The organism is Phyllobacterium sp. 01N428, assembly GCF_056399405.1.
Map to the genome: position 1 here is coordinate 1,231,409 of NZ_JBFTRH010000001.1, position 15,813 is coordinate 1,247,221.

17 protein-coding genes are annotated in these 15,813 nt (G+C 58.6%); 14 read left to right on the forward strand and 3 right to left on the reverse strand.

Annotation, left to right across the window (positions count from 1 at the left end):
* Positions 1 to 99 precede the first annotated feature (99 nt).
* A complete protein-coding gene (locus AC1DNI_RS06060) occupies positions 100 to 1,872 on the forward strand; it encodes an acyl-CoA dehydrogenase family protein (protein WP_477691177.1) in 1,773 nt (590 codons plus the stop codon).
* 12 nt (positions 1,873 to 1,884) lie between these two features.
* The gene (locus tag AC1DNI_RS06065; protein ID WP_477691178.1) at positions 1,885 to 2,637 is read left to right on the forward strand and encodes a crotonase/enoyl-CoA hydratase family protein; all 753 of its coding nucleotides are present in this window, start codon (positions 1,885 to 1,887) and stop codon (positions 2,635 to 2,637) included.
* A gap of 21 nt (positions 2,638 to 2,658) precedes the next feature.
* On the opposite strand, the gene pdxH is transcribed toward AC1DNI_RS06065, so the two are convergent.
* Positions 2,659 to 3,267: a pyridoxamine 5'-phosphate oxidase gene (gene pdxH, locus AC1DNI_RS06070; RefSeq protein ID WP_477691179.1), complete on the reverse strand. Its 609-nt coding sequence runs from the start codon at positions 3,265 to 3,267 to the stop codon at positions 2,659 to 2,661.
* 323 nt (positions 3,268 to 3,590) lie between these two features.
* On the opposite strand from pdxH, the gene AC1DNI_RS06075 reads away from it, so the two are divergent.
* The 5 genes from AC1DNI_RS06075 to AC1DNI_RS06095 all read left to right on the forward strand — a co-directional run bounded on the left by AC1DNI_RS06075 (position 3,591) and on the right by AC1DNI_RS06095 (position 7,972).
* Positions 3,591 to 4,664, forward strand: coding sequence for a glycosyltransferase family 2 protein (locus AC1DNI_RS06075; RefSeq protein WP_477691180.1), 1,074 nt, complete (start codon positions 3,591 to 3,593; stop codon positions 4,662 to 4,664).
* A gap of 262 nt (positions 4,665 to 4,926) precedes the next feature.
* Positions 4,927 to 5,397, forward strand: a complete 471-nt coding sequence (locus AC1DNI_RS06080) for an RT0821/Lpp0805 family surface protein (RefSeq protein WP_477691181.1) — start codon at positions 4,927 to 4,929, stop codon at positions 5,395 to 5,397.
* A 124-nt stretch (positions 5,398 to 5,521) separates the two neighbouring features.
* Positions 5,522 to 6,457: a DnaJ C-terminal domain-containing protein gene (locus tag AC1DNI_RS06085; RefSeq protein WP_477691182.1), complete on the forward strand. Its 936-nt coding sequence runs from the start codon at positions 5,522 to 5,524 to the stop codon at positions 6,455 to 6,457.
* A gap of 91 nt (positions 6,458 to 6,548) precedes the next feature.
* On the forward strand, positions 6,549 to 7,367 hold the full coding sequence (fabI, locus tag AC1DNI_RS06090) for an enoyl-ACP reductase FabI (RefSeq protein ID WP_477691183.1): 819 nt from the start codon (positions 6,549 to 6,551) through the stop codon (positions 7,365 to 7,367).
* 2 nt (positions 7,368 to 7,369) lie between these two features.
* A complete protein-coding gene (locus AC1DNI_RS06095; RefSeq protein WP_244506729.1) occupies positions 7,370 to 7,972 on the forward strand; it encodes a histidine phosphatase family protein in 603 nt (200 codons plus the stop codon).
* Between the two features lie 6 nt (positions 7,973 to 7,978).
* On the opposite strand, the gene AC1DNI_RS06100 is transcribed toward AC1DNI_RS06095, so the two are convergent.
* Positions 7,979 to 8,233: a DUF1344 domain-containing protein gene (locus AC1DNI_RS06100; RefSeq protein ID WP_027230091.1), complete on the reverse strand. Its 255-nt coding sequence runs from the start codon at positions 8,231 to 8,233 to the stop codon at positions 7,979 to 7,981.
* Between the two features lie 263 nt (positions 8,234 to 8,496).
* Here AC1DNI_RS06100 and AC1DNI_RS06105 point away from each other — a divergent pair, with 263 nt between their 5' ends.
* The 6 genes from AC1DNI_RS06105 (at position 8,497) to AC1DNI_RS06130 (ending at position 14,062) form a co-directional block, all read left to right on the forward strand.
* Complete coding sequence (locus AC1DNI_RS06105; RefSeq protein WP_477691184.1) at positions 8,497 to 8,724, forward strand: hypothetical protein; 228 nt, start codon at positions 8,497 to 8,499, stop codon at positions 8,722 to 8,724.
* 87 nt (positions 8,725 to 8,811) lie between these two features.
* Positions 8,812 to 9,138 (forward strand): helix-turn-helix domain-containing protein, encoded by a 327-nt coding sequence (locus AC1DNI_RS06110; protein WP_477691185.1) that lies wholly within the window; start codon positions 8,812 to 8,814, stop codon positions 9,136 to 9,138.
* Between the two features lie 203 nt (positions 9,139 to 9,341).
* Positions 9,342 to 10,316, forward strand: a complete 975-nt coding sequence (locus AC1DNI_RS06115) for a Bug family tripartite tricarboxylate transporter substrate binding protein (protein WP_477691186.1) — start codon at positions 9,342 to 9,344, stop codon at positions 10,314 to 10,316.
* A 155-nt stretch (positions 10,317 to 10,471) separates the two neighbouring features.
* On the forward strand, positions 10,472 to 11,566 hold the full coding sequence (gene aroC, locus AC1DNI_RS06120) for a chorismate synthase (RefSeq protein WP_477691187.1): 1,095 nt from the start codon (positions 10,472 to 10,474) through the stop codon (positions 11,564 to 11,566).
* Between the two features lie 12 nt (positions 11,567 to 11,578).
* Complete coding sequence (gene ribB, locus AC1DNI_RS06125; RefSeq protein WP_027230086.1) at positions 11,579 to 12,682, forward strand: 3,4-dihydroxy-2-butanone-4-phosphate synthase; 1,104 nt, start codon at positions 11,579 to 11,581, stop codon at positions 12,680 to 12,682.
* A gap of 96 nt (positions 12,683 to 12,778) precedes the next feature.
* Positions 12,779 to 14,062 carry a cystathionine gamma-synthase family protein gene (locus AC1DNI_RS06130; RefSeq protein ID WP_477691188.1) on the forward strand — a complete coding sequence of 428 codons (1,284 nt, stop codon included), beginning with the start codon at positions 12,779 to 12,781 and terminating at the stop codon, positions 14,060 to 14,062.
* Here the strand turns inward: AC1DNI_RS06130 and AC1DNI_RS06135 are convergent.
* Positions 14,059 to 14,706 (reverse strand): hypothetical protein, encoded by a 648-nt coding sequence (locus tag AC1DNI_RS06135; RefSeq protein ID WP_477691189.1) that lies wholly within the window; start codon positions 14,704 to 14,706, stop codon positions 14,059 to 14,061. The two genes, AC1DNI_RS06130 and AC1DNI_RS06135, sit on opposite strands and share 4 nt — an antisense overlap.
* Before the next feature lie 178 nt (positions 14,707 to 14,884).
* Between AC1DNI_RS06135 and AC1DNI_RS06140 the strand changes: the two genes are divergently transcribed.
* Positions 14,885 to 15,811, forward strand: a complete 927-nt coding sequence (locus AC1DNI_RS06140) for a histone deacetylase family protein (RefSeq protein ID WP_477691190.1) — start codon at positions 14,885 to 14,887, stop codon at positions 15,809 to 15,811.
* The last annotated feature ends 2 nt before the right edge of the window (positions 15,812 to 15,813 follow it).

Consider the following 15,813-nt stretch of genomic DNA (forward strand, 5'->3'; position numbering starts at 1 on the left):
CTTATCCAAATATCTTACGTTTACGTAAAAATACACTTGCTTGCGCCCCGATGCGGTTGCAATGTGCGCCCGCTGCCATCACGCATGAGGAGACGTGACATGTACCGCGCGCCCGTCGAGGAAATCATCCACACGCTCAGAGTAACCGCCGGTCTTGACGCCGCGTTGGAACAGGGCCGCTTCGGCGACCTTTCGGGTGACCTTGTCGATGCCATTGTCGAAGAGGCCGGACGTTTTGCCTCGACGCGCGTCGCGCCCCTGCTTGAAGTCGGCGATAAGCATGGCACCCCGCTCAAGGATGGCGAAGTGACGACCCCTCCCGGCTGGAAGGAAGTCTATCGCGAGTGGATCGACGGCGGCTGGAACGCCTTGACCGGCCCCGAGGAGTTCGGTGGGCAGGGCCTGCCGATGATGCTTGCAATTGCAACATTCGAGATGTGGAACTCGGGCTCCATGGCTTTCGGGATCGGCCCGACGCTGACCCTTGGCGCCATCGAGGCGTTGGAAGCGCATGCAGGCGACGATCTTAGACAGCTTTATCTGCCGAAGCTCGTCTCCGGCGAATGGATGGGCACGATGAACCTTACGGAGCCGCAGGCTGGCTCCGATGTCGGCGCATTGCGCACGCGCGCCGAACGCGCCGAGGATGGCACCTATCGGATTTTCGGCAGCAAGATTTTCATTACCTATGGCGAGCACGACCTGACCGACAATATCGTCCATCTCGTCCTCGCCCGGCTTCCCGACGCACCGCAGGGAACGAAAGGTATCTCGCTGTTTCTCGTGCCGAAAATCCTTGTCGACACGGACGGTTCGCTCGGCGCCCGCAATGATGTTTTCTGCGGCGGCGTCGAACACAAGATGGGCATCCACGGCTCGCCCACCTGCACGATGATCTACGGGGACGGATTTGCCAAGGGCCGCGAGCCGGGTGCGGTCGGCTGGCTGATTGGTGAGGAAAACCGCGGTCTTGCCTGCATGTTCACCATGATGAACAACGCCCGCCTTGCCGTCGGGATACAGGGGGTCGCTGTTGCCGAGACCGCCTATCAGAAAGCGCTTGCCTATGCCGAGGACCGCCGCCAGATGCGGGCACCCGGCTGGAAGGGCGAAGGCATGAGTCCGATCATCGAACACCCCGATGTCCAGCGCAATCTATTGACGATGAAGGGCCTGACCGGTGCCGCGCGCGCAATAGCCTATGCCTGTGCCCATGCCATCGACATGGCGAAGACCGGCGAAGGCGATGAGGCGCGGTTTTGGTCCGATCGGGCCAATCTCTTGACCCCCGTCGCCAAGGCTTTCTCGACCGATATAGGCGTAGACGTTGCGTCAATCGGTATCCAGGTTCATGGCGGCATGGGCTATATCGAGGAGACGGGCGCCGCACAGCTGCTGCGTGATGCCCGCATTGCGCCGATCTATGAAGGCACCAATGGCATTCAAGCCATTGACCTTGTACAGCGCAAGCTGTCGCTTGCCGGCGGCCAGCATTTCGCCGGCTATATCGCCGAATTGCGGGAAGTCGCGGAAGCCGTCAACGCCTCGAACAGCATCGAGTTTGGCGAGACCGCAAAGCGCCTGTTTGATGGCCTCGACGATCTTGCTGAAGCGGGTTCCTGGCTGCAGGCGGCAATCGCCGCGGGCAGGGTCAGCGACGCCTTTGCGGGGGCGACGCCGTTCCTGCGGCTCTTCGGTCTTGCCGCGGGCGCGACCTATCTCGCCAAGGCAGCTGTCGGCGGCAACAATGCCGGGCGCTCGGCACTTGCACGATTCTTCGCCGAAAATCTTCTCGCCGAAACGGCGGCGCTAAAGGACCGCGTCATTCATGGCGCCGCCAGCCTGCTCGCCGCGCGAACGGCGCTTTCCTAACAGGGGACCAATATGTCGGAGCATATACAGATCGAGCGCCACGGCGCGGTTCAAGTCATTCGCATGAACCGACCCGACAAGAAGAACGCGCTGACACGTACAATGTATGAGGCGATGTCCAGGGCAATCAGCGACAGCGACAGCGATCCAGACATCCGCGCCAATGTCTTTTTCGGCGTGCCGGGCGCATTTTCCTCCGGTAACGACCTGCAGGACTTCATGGCCTTCGCCACCACGGGCCAAATGGGCACCGAGGTCATCGACTTTCTCGTAACAGTCGCCAATGCGAAAAAGCCGCTGCTCTCGGGTGTAGACGGCCTTGCCATTGGTGTCGGGTCGACGCTGCAGCTTCATTGCGACTTGAGCTTTGCGACCCCACAGTCCTATTTCAAGACGCCGTTTGTCGATCTCGGCCTCGTCCCGGAAGCGGCATCAAGCCTGCTCGGACCGGCTCTGATGGGTCAGCAACGCGCCTTTGCCTTTCTCGCCATGGGTGATGGCTTGAATGCGGTCGAGGCGAAGGAAGCCGGGCTGATCTACCGGTTGGTGGAGACAGACGAACTTGAGGCGGCCGTGTTGAAGGCGGCGACCGAAATCGCCGCCAAGCCGCCGCAGGCCATGCAGATTGCCCGCGATCTGTTGCGGATGCCGCGGCAGGAAACCATCGACCGCATCCGTCTCGAGGCCAAGCTCTTTGCCGAGCGCCTTCAGTCGGACGAGGCGCGGGCGGCGTTCATGGCCTTCCTCAGCCGCAAGAAAGGCTAGAGCCGAGATCCTGAACGCAGCTTAGGGATAGAGCCGCGTCTTGTTCCAGTCACCGGCTGGCTCGTCGCGGCTGAAGACCACGCGGTCGTGCAGGCGGAATGGCCGGTCGTGCCAGAATTCAATGGATGTCGGGCGAATCCGGAAACCTGACCAATGGTCGGGACGCGGGATCTCGCCGATCGCGTAGCGGGCCGTATATTCCGCCACGGCCTTTTCCAGCGCAAACCGGCTTTCGAGCGGTCGCGACTGCTTCGATGCCCATGCGCCGATACGGCTGCCACGCGGCCGCGTGGCATAATATGCATCGGCCTCTTCCTTGCTGACGATCTCGACCGGGCCGCGTACACGCACCTGCCGGCGCAGCGACTTCCAGTGGAAGCACATGGCAGCCTTCATCGATCCGAGGATTTCCTCGCCCTTCCGGCTTTCAAAATTCGTATAAAAAACAAAGCCTTGCGCATCAAACCCTTTCAAGAGAACCATGCGCACATCCGGCAGGCCGTCTGAATCGACGGTCGCAAGCGCAACGGCGTTTGGATCGTTGGGCTCGGTTTTGGTGGCATCGGCCAGCCATCCCGCGAACAGCGCGAATGGTTCGGAATTCTCAGTGAAGTCATCTGCTGATGTCATGGGTCTCGATCATTCCATATGGTTGGTTGAGTTTTCCATAAGGTTTCGAAGACGTGTGTTGAGGTCGCTTGATGCCGATGACTCAACTCCGCTTGGCGTCTTTGATTTTAGTTACCTGCTCCATGCCCTGCATGGCAAGCGGCACCTGGCTTCTAGCTAAATAAGATGGCACGTGAGCGCGCTTGAGGTCTGCGACGGGACGTTAATGAACCGATTCCTCGGTCTATTTATGAAACATTTTCGATTCGGTTACATTTATTGAGTGTGGCGCCGCAAGTATTGCGTGACCGCCTGCACAACATCGTGGAGTTGAGGACGCCTCGTTGAACAACACATGCTATCCTTCGCGAAATTCCATCGGACTTCGGCACCGTGGTTTTCTGGCGGCTGTCCGCACATGGCTCAAAGAGCGAAAGGCTGCTCCTCTGCTGTCAAGCCAACTCGGAATGCATCAGATCGCGACAGCGACGTCAGAATATACGGACGGTGACATTGCAGTTGTGGTGCCAGTCAGAAATGAAAGGAAGTTTCTAGGCTCGTTTCTGACGCATTACAGAAAGCTCGGGGTCGCGCGTTTTATCGTTATTGACGACCAATCCTGCGATGGAACCGTCGAATATCTAACCGCCCAGAATGACGTCGACCTCTGGCGGTCGACGGTGAGATACGCGGACGCTCAACGCTCGATCCTGTGGAGGGAATGGATCTTCAACCACTATGGTCAGAACCGGTGGTACCTCAATCTGGATGTAGATGAATATCTTGTTTATCAGGACTGCTATCAGCGACCGATCACTGACGTTGCTGCACATCTTTCCATCCAGCAACATTTTAGAATGGCCGCCCCGATGATCGACTTGTATCCGGGGGAGCATTCATGCGCGAACCTTTCCGATGATGTTCCGCCTTGGGAGATTGCAAACCAGTTTGATGCCACCGGGTATGTTATCGGACAGGCGAGTTCGGGATGGTCGATAAAGGGCGGTTTACGAGGCAGGAAGTTCGGCTTGTCGAACCAACTGATAAAATACCCGCTTACCTACTGGGATAGTGAGAGTTCGTTGTCTCGCGGAATACACAAGCCCAGGCCGTTCAAGCGCAATTTCGGCCCGATATACGGTGTTCTGCTGCACTTCAAATTCTTCTCTGATCTTAAGCAGAAAGTCGACACAGCCATCAACGACTGCCAATACTTCTCCAATGCTGCGGAATATCAGCTTATCGCCAAAGTCCTTGCCGAAACGCCCGAGCTTCAACTGCATGATTTCCAATACTCTGCCGGGTACGAGGGACCTGGCCAACTCATCGGGCTTGGCTTCATGAGGGAGCTATGGATGATCATGGCCGCGTTCATGGGATTCGCCAGCACGTTTCAGTTCCTGCTCGATGGAATATGAGGGGCGTTTCTGACACCTCGTTTCGTGGGCTGCTCCTCGCAACTGAGGTTAGTGCACGCCTGCCACGGTTCGCGTCCAGGTGATGCCTCTCTCCCGTTCTCCAAAAAAGGCTTTCCACAGAAAACGGGAACGTTTTTCAAACCTTAGTTGGAAACCTGAAAGCTAACGATTTGATAACGTTCGATGGGTGGGTAATCCGTTGTTAACTTCATTTAATCCATAGTCCCATAGTCATTTCGAATTGACCCTGTTAGAGAAAGGCATGTTTTTGGCGTTTCCACGATCCGGTAGCAAGCAATTCCGTGCAGATAAGCGGCGTGCAGGCGGGCTCATTAAAGGCTCCGCGATCATCGTCGTCTTTGGCTTGCTCCAGGGCTGTGCCATGAAGGGTTTCAGTATCGAGAAGGCGGTTCCGGACCAGACAGCTGTGACCGGTTCGGTCGCTCCGGCGCAAGCCGTCGATGCGAAAGGATCGTCCGACCAGACGACCGTCCGCAACATCGTCTCCGCGCTTAATTTCACCCAGTGGGGCAAAAAACCCGTGCCGTGGTCCAACCCGGAAACCGGCAGCCAGGGCACCATCACCGCTATTGCCGAAAAGAAGTACGAGACAGAGCTTTGCCGCGAATTCCAGACATCGCGCGAGTCGTTCGACGGGGTCATGCTTTATAAGGGTGAGACGTGCATGCAAAATGGCGGCCAGTGGACGTTGAAATCGTTCGCCCCTTTGTAAGCGGTTGCAAGCTTTGAGCTGTTTTCGTAGTTTTTTGCATCAAATCTCTGGAATTTCTTCCTATTCGTGAGCATATAGCTGCGGAATCTCAAGACATCTCGCTCATGCGAGGAAAGGCAGACACATGCGCGATCCCTATAGCGTGTTGGGCGTCGCCAAGACGGCGAAGCCAGAAGAAATAAAATCGGCGTTTCGCAAGCTCGCCAAGAAATACCATCCCGACCAGAATCAGGATGATCCGAAGGCGCAGGCAAATTTCTCCGAGATCAACCAGGCCTATGAAATCGTCGGCGACAAGGAGCGCCGGGGCCAGTTCGATCGCGGCGAGATTGACGCGGAAGGCAAGCAGCGCGCTCCGCATGGTTTTGAAGGTTTTGGTGGCGGTGAGGGCGATCCTTTCGCCGGTTTCGGCGGTGCGCGCCATCGGCCGGGCGGTTTCGAATTCCGCTCGAGCACGGCCGGCAATTCCGGCTTCGGCGCGGAAGACATCTTGAGCAGCCTCTTCGGCGAGGGCGCCGGCATGGGTGGCGCCGGCTTCGGCGGCGGGCGCCGCGCCGGACCGCGCAAGGGCGCCGATCTCCAGGCAACGATCGATATTACGCTCGAGCAGGCCGCGGGTGCCGAGAAGGTCGAGGCGATTTTTCCGAACGGCAAGCGGCTTGCGATCAAATTGCCGACCGGCGTCGAGAACGGCCAGACGATTCGGCTCAAGGGTCAGGGCGAGGAAGTATTGGGCGGCACCGCGGGCGACGCTCTGGTGACGATCCGTTTCAAACCGCACCCTGAGTTCCGTGTCGATGGTCGGGACATCCATGTCGAACTGCCGGTATCGCTGCGCGATGCCGTTCTCGGGTCACGCCAGGAAGTTGATACGTTGAATGGCCGCGTGGCGGTAAAAGTCGCGCCCTGGACGAGCTCCGACCGCGTTTTGCGGCTGAAGGGCAAGGGTTTGCCGAAAAAGGGCGAGGGACATGGCGATCTCTTCGTTCATGTTCGCATCATGCTGCCCGAAAATCGAGATCCGGCGCTCGAAGCATTCCTGCGCGAATCCGGCAACTGAAAAACCAAAACGACATTGAGAGCATGCTTGAAGCCCGGCGCGGGCTGTGCGATACCGCACATCGATCATAAGTCTCATGAAGGGTTGGTATATGACCGCCAAAACCGGTTTGATGCAGGGTAAACGGGGCCTGATTATGGGCGTGGCCAATAACAGGTCCATCGCCTGGGGCATTGCCAAGGCGGCTCATGACGCCGGCGCCGAACTCGCATTCACATATCAGGGCGACGCTTTGAAGAAGCGTGTCGAGCCGCTCGCGGAGGAACTCGGCGCTTTTCTCTGCGGCCATTGCGATGTCGGCGACGCCACGACCATCGATGCCTGTTTTGCAGCTCTCGAAGAGAAATGGGGCAAGCTCGATTTCCTCGTGCACGCCATCGGATTTTCCGACAAGGACGAATTGACCGGCCGTTATGTCGATACGTCCGAAGCCAATTTCAGCAAGACCATGCTGATCTCGGTCTATTCGTTGACGGCTGTTGCCAAGCGTGCCGAAAAGCTGATGACAGATGGCGGCTCCATCCTGACGCTGACCTATTACGGCGCCGAAAAAGTGATGCCCAACTATAACGTCATGGGTGTTGCCAAGGCCGCGCTCGAGGCGAGCGTCAAATATCTCGCCGTTGATCTCGGCCCCGACAATATTCGCGTCAACGCCATTTCCGCCGGGCCGATCAAGACGCTTGCAGCATCAGGCATCGGCGATTTCCGCTATATTCTCAAGTGGAACGAGTACAATGCGCCGCTGCGCCGCACGGTCAGCATCGAGGAAGTGGGCGACGCCGGTCTCTATTTCCTTTCCGACCTTTCGCGCTCGGTCACCGGCGAAGTTCATCACGTCGACAGCGGCTATCACGTCGTCGGCATGAAAGCCGTGGACGCACCTGACATTTCCGTCGTGAAAGATTGAGCATCGCAGTGATCCCGCCCGACACGCTGATTTATTTCTCGCGTCACGGCGAGACGGACTGGAACGTGACTGAGCGAATCCAGGGGCAGGAAGATATCGATATCAATGCGCGCGGCCGCGCTCAGGCCGACCGCAACGGCGATCTGATCAAGTCGCTCATCGGCGATGGCGCCGGATTCGATTTCGTTGCGAGTCCGTTGCGCCGCACGCGCGAGACCATGGAACGCATCCGCACCCGAATGGGTGTCGATCCGGCTGCCTACCACACCGATCCGCGCCTGATGGAAGTCAGCTTCGGCGATTGGCAGGGCTATATGATCGAGGACATCGCCAGGAAGACGCCGGAACTCGTCGAGGAGCGTGCGCGCAACAAGTGGACCTTCGTGCCGCCCGGTCCAACAGCCGAGAGCTATGCGATGCTCGGCATCCGCGTGGCGAGCTGGCTGTCCGAGGTGAAGGGGCCGACCGTGTGCGTTACGCATGGAGGTTGCCTTCGCACAATTTTCCAGATGATCAACGGGTTGGATGGCCACGACGCGGCCAACCTCGCCATTACGCAGGATCACATCCTGCGCCTTGAGCACGGCAAGCTTACCTGGCTCTAGCCCAGATTATTCCTGGGTTTCTTCGATATCCGTGATGAAGCGTTCCTTGTTGACGACGTCGAACATCAACGTGACCTTCATGCCCTTCTCGATGACGCTGAGATCGAACTCGCCCGGCAATTTATAGACCTTGCCGTCGTCGAGCGTGATCGTCGAATTGTCCTCGTCGATCTTGGTGATTGTCCCTTGTGCATCGTCCGCAAGCGCACCGACCGGGAGCAGGGAGGCAATAAACATGAATGTTGCTACAAAGAAGCGCATTTTCGAATCCTCTTTATCAAATCGGTGGTCGGGCGACGCGCACACTTAGAGCGATGATTTGTGGCAAAAGAATTGCGAATCTGCGGTAGATTTGTTGAAATCAGAACCGTCGCGCCGACGCTTGCGATACTCGGCAATTCCGTGAAAGATTCCAATAGCTGCATTGTCTTGAAATGCAGCCTGCATGAATCTACGGAGCAATCAATACGCCAATGGCGCAATAATGGCTTGAAAAATTACGCCATTGACGCCATAATTCGGCCATGCAGATCGTTCGAACGACGCCTTACAAGAAAGCTCTGAAGAAACTGAAGGCGTCGAAACAGGAGATCGAAGCGCTTGAACAAGAGATTGCCAGCAATCCCCTTGCCGGGGATGTCATCCCCGGACTTGGTGGCATAAGAAAAATTCGTTTCGGCATGGCGGGGAAAGGCAAGAAGGGCGGCGGCCGTGCGGTCTACTACCTGAGGTTGCGAAGGACATTGCGTTGATGATTTTCGCTTATGCAAAGGCCGATCAGGAGGATTTGTCAAATAATCAGAAGAAGGCAATCAAAACCTTCGTTGAGGAGTTGGAAGATGGTCAGCAAGAAAATGAATGAGCACGCCGCGTTCGGTGATGCGCTCATCGAGGGATTGCGCGAGGCCGTGGAGTGGAAGCGGGGTAAACTTGCCCTGGAGACGGTAAACATCGATCCAATGCCGCCTGAACGGGTAAAGGCAATCCGCAAGAAGACGGCGAAGTCGACCAAGGAATTTGAGCGACGATTCGGCGTTCCTGCTTCAACGATGAACAACTGGGAGCAGGGGAGGCGAAAGCCTGACCTTACGGCCAGGGCGCTGCTGACGATCATCGAGCGTGAGCCGCAAGCCGCCGAACGCGCCCTCCATCCGGAAACGGCATAAGCTACGGCTCCTGGTTCGATGGCTCTCGCGATTTTGATCACTATGACGGCCGCCGGCCGGATTTGACAGCCTTGTAGAAGACGCCTTTACCGCGCTTAAGTCCTTCATACCGCCATAAGTCTTATTGCGTAATCCCTGCGCGCCGTTATGTTTTGATGATTACGATATGCATTGAATCAACCGGGATTATGGAGGAGATATTCATGGGGTTTAACAGACGCACTGTTCTTGGACTTGCCGCGGGTTCGATCGTTGCATCGGTATTGCCTGCCGCTGCCGAGACATTTCCGGAACGGGCCATCACATTGGTGGTGCCTTTTGCCGCCGGCGGGTCCACCGATCTCGTTGCCCGCCTCGTCGCAGCCAATATGTCGAAATCGCTCGGGCAGCAGGTGATCGTCGAGAATGTCGGCGGCGCCGGTGGCAATCTCGGTGCGGCTCGCGCCGCCAAGGCAGATCCCGATGGCTATACGATCCTGATGGGAACCGTCGCGACCCACGCGCTCAATCCGCTCATGCTGAAGACAAAGCCCTATGATCCGGTAACGGATTTCGCGCCGGTCTCGCTTCTTGTCGTTGTTCCCAACGTGCTCGTGGTCAATCCGCAGCTGCCGGTCAACAATGTCAAGGAACTCATTGATCTGTTGAAGGCCAATCCCGACAAGTACTCCTATGCTTCATCCGGGAACGGTACGCCGCTGCATCTTTCCGGTGAACTGTTCAAGAGCATGGCCGGCGTGAAGATGGAGCATATTCCGTACAAGGGCGCAGGTCCTGCCTTGAACGACCTTCTCGGCAATCAGGTTTCGATCATGTTCGACAATCTGCCGTCCTCCTCGGCCCATATAAAGGCGAAGTCGCTCAAGGGTCTCGGCGTCACGACGAAGGACCGTGCGCCGTCCTTCCCGGATATGCCGACGGTGGCCGAGACCGTGCCGGGCTACGAGACCTATACCTGGAACGCGCTGTTTGCGCCTGCGGGCACTCCGCCTGAGATTGTCGCCAGCCTAAACAAGGCTGCCAATACCGCGCTCACCAATCCCGAACTGATCACGCGCATGAACGATTTCAGCGCGCAGATCGTCGGATCGACGCCGGAAGCGCTTGCCGACCATGTGAAGGCGGAAATCGCCAAATGGGAGCCCATCGTCAAGAGCACTGGCGTGACTTTGGATTGATCTGTTTCCGAGATCTTTCGTCGGCGGCGAAACCGTCGCCGGCGAAAGCAATCGCGGGAGCATAAGGATCCGCACCGCATTGAGAATTTAGCAGCGACGGGTTTGACCACGGGAGGAAACACTCATAAAACGCCTCCCAAAGGCGGGTAACCCACATGTCGCACAATACGTTCGGTCATCTTTTCCGTGTCACCACCTGGGGCGAAAGCCACGGCATAGCGCTCGGCTGTGTGGTCGACGGCTGTCCGCCGGGAATTTCCTTCACGGAAGCCGAAATCCAGGCCTACCTCGACAAGCGCAAGCCCGGCCAGTCGAAGTACACGACGCAGCGGCGCGAGCCTGACCAGGTCAAGGTCCTCTCGGGCGTGATGCTGCAGGACGACGGCGTCACCATGATCTCGACGGGAACGCCGATCTCGATGATGATCGAGAATACCGACCAGCGCTCCAAGGATTATGGCGATATCGCCCGCCAGTATCGCCCCGGCCACGCCGATTATACCTACGATGTGAAGTATGGCATTCGCGACTATCGCGGCGGGGGGCGCTCCTCGGCCCGCGAGACAGCCGCGCGCGTTGCTGCCGGCGCCATTGCGCGCAAGGTCGTGCCGGGTCTTGTGGTGCGCGGCGCGCTGGTCGCAATGGGGATCCATTCGATCGACCGTGCTCGCTGGGACTGGGCCGAAGTCGACAACAATCCGTTCTTTACACCCGATGCCGGCTCAGTCGAAACCTTTGCCGCCTATCTCGATGGCATCCGCAAGGCGGGCTCGTCCATCGGTGCGGTCATCGAGGTCGTGGCGGAGAATGTGCCTGCAGGTCTTGGTGCGCCGGTCTATGCCAAGCTCGATCAGGATATTGCCAGCTACCTCATGTCGATCAACGCCGTTAAGGGCGTTGAAATCGGCGACGGTTTCGAGTCGGCAAGGCTGAGCGGCGAGGAGAATGCCGATGAGATGCGCATGGGCAATGACGGCAAACCCATATTCCTCTCCAATCATGCCGGCGGTATACTGGGCGGGATTTCAAGCGGCGCGCCGGTCGTTGCCCGCTTTGCCGTCAAGCCGACGTCGTCGATCCTGACCCCGCGCCGCAGCATCGATGCCGATGGAAAGCAGGTGGATGTGATGACCAAGGGCAGGCACGACCCTTGCGTCGGCATCCGTGCCGTACCGATCGGCGAAGCGATGGTCGCATGCGCCATCGCGGATCATTATTTGAGGCATCGCGGCCAGACCGGCCGCATTTAGGGGGGCGCTTTCATGGCTTACAATCAAAAACGGGTCGTCGATGCTCTGCGCGCCTTCGAACGCGGCGAAATCGTCGTCGTGATGGACGATGACGGACGCGAGAATGAAGGGGATCTGATCGTTGCGGCCGTGCATTGCACGCCGGAAAAGATGGCGTTCATCGTCCGCCACACCTCGGGCATCGTCTGTACGCCCATGCCCCGCGACCACGCGCGGCGTCTCAATCTCGCGCCGATGGTCGCCGAGAACGACGCGCCGCATGCAACGGCGTTCACCGTGACGGTGGATTACAAGCACGGCACCACGACGGGCATTTCCGCCGATGATCGCACGCTCACCGTCCGCAATCTCGCCAACCCCAATGCGGGCGCGGCGGATTTTGTCCGGCCCGGACATATTTTCCCGCTTGTCGCGCGCGAAGGCGGCGTCCTCATGCGCTCCGGACATACCGAAGCTGCCGTCGACCTGTGCAAGCTCGCCGGGCTTCCGCCCGTAGGCGTCATCTGCGAACTCGTCAATGACGATGGCTCGGTGATGCGCGGCCCGCAGGTCGCTGCCTTTGCCGAGACGAACAATCTGCACCAGGTAACGGTGGCCGACCTCATCGCCTATCGCCAGCGCAAGGAAACCTTGATCGAGCGCATCGGCGAATATGATATCGACACCTGCGCCGGCAAGGCGAGGGCCATTACCTATGCCTTGCCGTGGGAGCCGATGCACCATGCGGCTATCGTCTATGGCGATATTCGTGACGGCGAGGATGTGCCGGTACGCCTGCAGCGCGAGGACGTCTTGAGCGATGTATTCGGCGCGCGCAACACGCTCGACAGCATCATGAAGCGCATTGCCGAAGAAAAGCGCGGCGTCATCGTTTATCTGCGCGAAGGGTCCGTCGGCGTCGGCCGTGATGACGACCGCAATCGTGCCACCCTCCAGGACCGCGAGGCCCACGCCGAAGCGAAGGTCCGCGAGGAGGAATGGCGGCAGATCGGACTTGGCGCACAGATCCTGAAAGATCTTGGCATCACCTCGATCCGGCTTCTGTCCTCGCGCGAGCGCCACTATGTCGGCCTCGAAGGTTTCGGCATCCAGATCACGAAGACGGACATCCTCTAACCTTCAAACTCTTGCGATTAGCCGGGCAAATTCGCAAGGAACGATCTTCCCATCTGCTATAGTCTCGCTGGTAAGGCTACCAGCGAGGAGACTGTTATGACCGCGCCCCATCCCTCCAAAACCCGCATCGGCAATCACGAGTTGCATCCTGAAACCCTGATGCTCAATTACGGTTATGATCCGGAATTGTCTGAAGGCGCGGTGAAGCCGCCAGTCTTTCTCACCTCGACCTTCGTTTTCAAATCGGCGGAGGAGGGACGCGATTTCTTCGATTTCGTCTCGGGCCGGCGTGAGCCGCCGGAGGGCACCGGCGCCGGGCTCGTCTATTCGCGCTTCAACCATCCCAACAGCGAAATCGTCGAGGACAGGCTTGCCGTCTACGAGCGTACGGAAAGCTGTGCCCTGTTCTCGTCCGGCATGTCGGCCATCGCAACGACGCTCCTCGCCTTCGTCCGTCCCGGCGATGCAATCCTTCATTCGCAGCCGCTTTACGGCGGCACGGAAACGCTGCTTGCGAAGACCTTCCTCAACATGGGCGTGGCCGCAGTCGGCTTTGCCGACGGTGTGAACGAGACAACCGTTCAAGCTGCCGCCGAGGACGCGATGAAGCGCGGGCGGGTCTCCGTGATCTTGATCGAAACGCCAGCCAATCCGACGAACAGCCTGGTTGACGTGGCGATGATCCGCCGGGTTGCCGACGCAATTGCCGAAACGCAAGGCCATCGCCCAGTGATCGCCTGCGACAACACGTTGCTCGGGCCGGTGTTCCAGCGCCCCATCGAGCATGGCGCTGATATTTCGCTCTATTCCCTGACCAAATATGTCGGCGGCCATTCCGATCTTATCGCGGGCGCGGCCCTCGGCTCCAAGGCCGTCATGAAACAGGTCAAGGCGCTGCGCGGCGCTATCGGCACCCAGCTCGATCCGCATTCGTGCTGGATGCTCGGCCGTTCGCTTGAAACGCTTGGGATTAGAATGGAGAAGGCGAATAACAATGCGGCCATCATCGCCGACTTTTTGCGCGAGCACCCGAAGGTCGAGAAAATCCACTACCTGCCTTATCATGACCCGTCATCGCCGCTCGGCAAGACCTTCGCGGCGCAATGCACCGGCGCGGGTTCCACCTTCTCGTTCGATATTGTCGGCGGTCAGCCTGCGGCGTTCAAGTTCCTGAATGCCTTGCAGATCTTGAAGCTTGCGGTGAGCCTCGGCGGCACGGAATCACTTGCCAGCCACCCGGCGACGATGACGCATTCGGGCGTGCCTTTCGATGTGCGCCAGCGTATAGGCGTTCTCGATTCGACCGTCCGCCTGTCGATCGGCATCGAGCATCCGGACGATCTGGTCGCAGATCTTACGCAGGCCTTGAGCGAAGCCTAGCGCGCGGTTGCACCCTGCAACTCGACCGGGAAGGGCGCCGGCTCGAAGTAGCTTTCAAGTTTGAGCGCCGCGATCGAGTTCAGTTGCTGCTTGCGGAAGAAATCAAGGAGGCCTTGCTGGTCGCGGGCGAGAAGCAGGGGATAATATTTGGGCACGCAATCCTGTTTGCCACTGGCCAAGCCCGCGTCAAGGATCGATGCCGCCTTGTCGAGATCGCCTTTGACGATGGCAATCGTCGCCAGGAGTTCAGGATCGGCAAAAAAGTACCGCGAATTTTCCGGGTCATTCGAGCGGTGTGCGACGAAATCGTCGATCGTATTGATGGCGCGCAACTCAGGCAGCGCCTCGAACTCGATCATATCGCGCAGAAGCTGCAGAGATTCCGGATCGCGCGTGTCCCAAAGCCGTCCCGGTATGTAGAGCATTCGCCCACCGCTCAGCGACCAACCGCCAAAGTTCAAAAACGACAGGTTCACGGCTGTATCGGCAGCAAACGTGAACGGGTCACTCCGACGATCTATGCATACAAATCGTAGGACATGTCGCACCGGCTTGATGATCAGCTTACGATTGACGAGCGCGAGGTCACTGTGGCGCTCGAGCAAGGGAGCGACGAGTTTCTTGACATCGGCGATGGTAGTCATGTGTTCACGCGCAATTGACGGGACCTTGTTATGAGAGGGTCGTTCGCTACGCCACGTCAATTCGACTTTCGTACCAACCCGTCCACTTTCGTCTTGAACAAGTTGCTCCGACCGGTGCAAATTCGCTCTGCAACTGATCGGTCATGCTCATGCCCTTTTGGCAGGGCAGAAAGTTTTCATGGTTACTCGCCTTTATACGCATCCGATCTATCTCGAACACCTGACGCTCCCGGGCCACCCCGAGCGTCCCGACCGGCTGCGCGCGCTCGCCAAGGTGCTGGAGGATAGCGCTTTTGACGGTCTGGACCGTGCCGAAGCGCCGATGGGCGATGAGGCGACGATCCTTTATGCGCATCCGCAGGAATTTATCGAGCGCGTCCGCGGCACAATACCGGATGAGGGGCTAACGCGCGTCGATGCCGCTACGACAGTCAGCCCGAAAAGCTGGGAGGCGGCCTTGACCGCGATCGGCGCGGCTAACGCCGCCGTCGACGACGTGTTTGCCAAGCGGGCGGACAATGTCTTCGTTGCCTCGCGCCCGCCCGGCCATCACGCCGAGCGCAACAAGGCCATGGGCTTTTGCCTTTTTAACAATGCCGCGATTGCCGCACGCCATGCGCAAAAGGCGCACGGCGTCGAACGGGTCGCGATTGTCGATTGGGACGTCCACCACGGCAACGGCACCCAGGACATTTTCTGGGACGATCCCTCGGTGCTCTATTGTTCGACGCACCAGATGCCGCTCTATCCCGGCACCGGTGCGAAATCCGAAACCGGCGCCGGCAATATCGTCAACGCGCCGCTTGCACCGATGACCGGCAGCGACCATTTCCGCGAAGCGTTCACCACGCGGATTCTGCCCGCGCTCGATACTTTCCAGCCCGAACTCATCATCGTTTCGGCGGGCTTCGACGCGCATCGCCGCGATCCGCTCGCCGAAATCAACCTCGATGAAGAGGATTTCGACTGGGCAACCGCCATGCTCATGGAAAGAGCTGGGAGCTTTGCGGGAAATCGCCTTGTCAGCCTTCTTGAAGGCGGCTACGACCTCAAGGGAATGTCGCTCTCCGCGGGCGCGCATATCAAACGCTTGATGGAAGGTTGACC

What these genes read in the sequence shown, in the direction of transcription:
- AC1DNI_RS06060 (WP_477691177.1), top strand. Translation starts at nt 100, where the DNA reads ATGTACCGCGCGCCCGTCGAGGAAATCATCCACACGCTCAGAGTAACC.
- AC1DNI_RS06065 (WP_477691178.1), top strand. Translation starts at nt 1,885, where the DNA reads ATGTCGGAGCATATACAGATCGAGCGCCACGGCGCGGTTCAAGTCATT.
- pdxH (WP_477691179.1), bottom strand. Translation starts at nt 3,267, where the DNA reads ATGACATCAGCAGATGACTTCACTGAGAATTCCGAACCATTCGCGCTG.
- AC1DNI_RS06080 (WP_477691181.1), top strand. Translation starts at nt 4,927, where the DNA reads ATGTTTTTGGCGTTTCCACGATCCGGTAGCAAGCAATTCCGTGCAGAT.
- AC1DNI_RS06085 (WP_477691182.1), top strand. Translation starts at nt 5,522, where the DNA reads ATGCGCGATCCCTATAGCGTGTTGGGCGTCGCCAAGACGGCGAAGCCA.
- fabI (WP_477691183.1), top strand. Translation starts at nt 6,549, where the DNA reads ATGACCGCCAAAACCGGTTTGATGCAGGGTAAACGGGGCCTGATTATG.
- AC1DNI_RS06100 (WP_027230091.1), bottom strand. Translation starts at nt 8,233, where the DNA reads ATGCGCTTCTTTGTAGCAACATTCATGTTTATTGCCTCCCTGCTCCCG.
- AC1DNI_RS06105 (WP_477691184.1), top strand. Translation starts at nt 8,497, where the DNA reads ATGCAGATCGTTCGAACGACGCCTTACAAGAAAGCTCTGAAGAAACTG.
- AC1DNI_RS06110 (WP_477691185.1), top strand. Translation starts at nt 8,812, where the DNA reads ATGGTCAGCAAGAAAATGAATGAGCACGCCGCGTTCGGTGATGCGCTC.
- AC1DNI_RS06115 (WP_477691186.1), top strand. Translation starts at nt 9,342, where the DNA reads ATGGGGTTTAACAGACGCACTGTTCTTGGACTTGCCGCGGGTTCGATC.
- aroC (WP_477691187.1), top strand. Translation starts at nt 10,472, where the DNA reads ATGTCGCACAATACGTTCGGTCATCTTTTCCGTGTCACCACCTGGGGC.
- ribB (WP_027230086.1), top strand. Translation starts at nt 11,579, where the DNA reads ATGGCTTACAATCAAAAACGGGTCGTCGATGCTCTGCGCGCCTTCGAA.
- AC1DNI_RS06130 (WP_477691188.1), top strand. Translation starts at nt 12,779, where the DNA reads ATGACCGCGCCCCATCCCTCCAAAACCCGCATCGGCAATCACGAGTTG.
- AC1DNI_RS06135 (WP_477691189.1), bottom strand. Translation starts at nt 14,706, where the DNA reads ATGACTACCATCGCCGATGTCAAGAAACTCGTCGCTCCCTTGCTCGAG.
- AC1DNI_RS06140 (WP_477691190.1), top strand. Translation starts at nt 14,885, where the DNA reads ATGGTTACTCGCCTTTATACGCATCCGATCTATCTCGAACACCTGACG.